2 protein-coding genes are annotated in these 3,185 nt (G+C 42.1%); both read right to left on the bottom strand.

What is annotated here, in order from left to right; genetic code table 11:
• A partial coding sequence (locus AC1DDX_RS25735) for a RagB/SusD family nutrient uptake outer membrane protein (RefSeq protein WP_477622851.1) occupies window positions 1–1,505 on the bottom strand: 1,505 nt, incomplete at its 3' end.
• A gap of 11 nt (window positions 1,506–1,516) precedes the next feature.
• Window positions 1,517–3,185, bottom strand: a 1,669-nt coding sequence (locus tag AC1DDX_RS25730; protein ID WP_477622850.1) for a SusC/RagA family TonB-linked outer membrane protein, incomplete at its 5' end; no start/stop codon positions are given.

The raw sequence follows: 3,185 nt of genomic DNA, 5'->3' as shown, positions 1-3,185 counted from the left end.
CTTCTAACATCATAGAAACGATGCTCTTCAAACGCAAGCTCTATCTGACGTTCGTGTCTGATAGCAGTACGCATATCAGTCTGTGCCATTCCAGCAGCCAGATCCGGCATATTTACACTAGCCCTTGACCTGATCATATTGATGGCCTGACGGGCTGAGAAGCTTGATCCGGCTGGTACAACATCGGGGCCATAGGCTTCATTTGCTGCTTCTGCAAAATTGAGCAAAACTTCAGCATACCTGATATAAATCCAGGGCTGGAAGCCAGCATTACCCCATGGATTCTGCAAAGGATAGGCATCGTTCATGAATTTTTTAAGATAATAACCGGTTTTTGTAGTATTCCAGTTGTCATTTCCATCTCTGCTATCTTTTCCGCCTGGTATAAACGTTTCTATATTACGCTCGCGATAAGCTGCACCATTATACAAAATGGTTGCTTTAAAACGCGGATCACGATTTTCATAAGGTTTAGCTGGATTATACAGAGGGTTACTGGTATTTGCCGGAAGGCCGTTGGTTAGATCATAAACGTCTACCAGGTTTTGCGTAGGGGTATTTCCGGCCCAACCGCCATAGCCATTTGGTCCGTTAGCGATTTCCAGGTGAGTGTGATTGGCATTCTTGGTATACACACGTTCAAATATGGCTTCATTACTTTCGTTAATCAGGAACATATTACCATAGCCTCCCTGATAGATTCCATATTTGTTTAGGCCAATTACCTGCTGTGCTGCATTTACCGCAGCTTGCCAGGTACCCGCTGCTTCATATAAAGGACTGGCAGCATACAGCAATAATCTGGATTTTAGTGCCAATGCAGCACCTTTGGTAGCCCTGCCCAATAACCATGAATTATCATTATTCAACGGCAATTTAGCCGCAGCGTCATCAAGCTGTGCTGCTACATAATCAATACCCTCTTTAATAGTTGAACGTTTGAATAGCGCAGGATCCTGAAGGTTATCTGTTAAGCCAAGCACCTGATCTCCCATAAGCACTACCTTTCCGTAGTTACGGATCAGATCCTGATAACGGAATGCCCTGATGAACTTTAACTCACCTTCGAGTCTTGTTTTACGCGCGGCACTCATTTGTATGGTAGTTAAAACCTTGAGGGCATAATTGCACTCGCGAATGCCGCGGTAGCTTCTGCCCCATAATACGCCAAGTGCTCCCAGGTTTTCCGGGGCTAACTGCCCTCTTTGTACCAACCAGGTATTGTCATCATTATTATAAATGGACTCATCAGTCAATGAACTCCACATGCTATATTCGAACCCACGTCCAAATCCTGGATTGGTTCCATCTGCTTCTTTATCTTGCAGCCTTGTTCCAATGTAACTATTGGTTACAAAAGCCTCAAACACGGCGGTATCTGTTTCCAACGTATTCGTTGGGATCCGGTCTGTTGCAGTAACATCCAGAAAATCCTTTTTACATGAACTCAGTGCCAGTACACCGCTTAATAAAATAAAAACTGGTATGCTATATTTGTACTTCATTTTTACAAGATTTAAAATTTAACGTTTGCACCTAAATTGATGATCCTTTGCTGCGGATAAAACTGTCCGCTTTCGCTGCTACCTTCAGGATCATAGTCTTTTACTTTAGTGATTGTGAATAAGTTAAAGGCACTTGCAAATATCCTTACTCCGGAAACCTTGATCTTTGATAGAAAATCTCCTTTCAGGTTGTAGGCAAGCTCTACGTTCTTAAGACGCAGGAATGAAGAATTATTCAGCCAGAAATTGTTTTTATAAGCACCCCCACTAATGGCGTTACCTGCACGTTCAGTCACTTTTGGAAAAGATCCGTTAGGATTGGAAGGGCTGAACCTATTATCGGCCCAACTGCTATAAAAATTACCTATACTACCTGATTCTGGCAATACATACTGGCTTACCCTTGCCTGTCCTGCGAACAATACCGAAAGATCGAAGTTTTTATAAGAGGCATTGAAGTTAAAACCATACGTAATTTGAGGAATGTTACCATATTTTGCCATGCTCATATCATCTGCGTTGAGCACGCCATCACGATTATAATCTTCATAGATCAGGTCGCCGATTTTCGCTCCTGAAACATGAGGATTATTATCCAGATCAGCCTGGGTACGGAAGATGCCTATCGCATTGTACAACAAATAACTGTTCAGTGGCCTGCCGGTCTTTTTTTGGTAATCTAACGTACCAGAGGCTTCATCGATGAAGATGACTTCACTTTTAGCATAAGTCATGTTACCAGACACACCCCAGTTGAATTCATTTCCACGATGCGTATAGCCCAGTGTACCCTCAAAACCTTCACTGTTGACTTTACCAATATTTTCTGAAGGAACTAATGGATTGTAATTTGAACTGCCATCATTATAAGGATTCACAATACCAGAAGATCCAGGAAGAGAGGCATTACGTGTTGCAAGGATGTCGGACCTTTTTTGTTTGAAATAGATCGCCTCAAATGTGAAGTTTTTCAGGAATGTAGCGTTAATCCCTATGTCAAGTTTTTTTGATACTTCCCAGGTAATATTCGGGTTAGCAAGTTTTGACAAACCCACTCCCGGTTGAATAGTTGGCGCACCACCTGGTGCTTGCGCCACAAAGCCATTACCTACCAGAATGTAATTATCATAGTACTGAAATGCATTAACATTGTCATTACCCAACGAACCATAAGAAGCTCTTAACTTCAGTTCGTCGAAGAACTTCACATTATCACCGAACCATTTTTCTTTATTGATGCGCCATCCAGCAGAAACCGAGGGGAAAGTACCCCATTGTTTGCCAGGAGCAAAGATGGATGAACCATCGCGACGCAGTTGACCTTCAAATAGATATTTATCGTCGTAGGCATACGCCAGTCTGCTGATTATACTTTTGCGGGTATAGTTTGAACTGTAACCGGAATTCAGAAAATCTGTTGCTGCTGTTCCTCCCTGAGAAAGCTCAGGCAATTGGTTTGACAGGTAATTGAAGCGATCAGCGTCAAAGAACTCAAGGTTATTTTTGCTTTGCTCATACCCCACAAAGGCGTTAATATTATGTACACCAAACTTACGCTCAAAATTCAGTTTAATGTTTGAAGTAAGTAATGATTCTCGTTTTTGCGATTCTTTAAGGGTGGCTTTATTGTTATTCCCTCCATAAACACCTGAAGTGTATGTATCGGTTGATGCTTGATAC

It is taken from the genome of Pedobacter sp. 10L46_2 (assembly GCF_056395165.1).
Note: the sequence above shows the minus strand (reverse complement) of the source record. Positions and strands in the feature narration are given on the sequence as shown.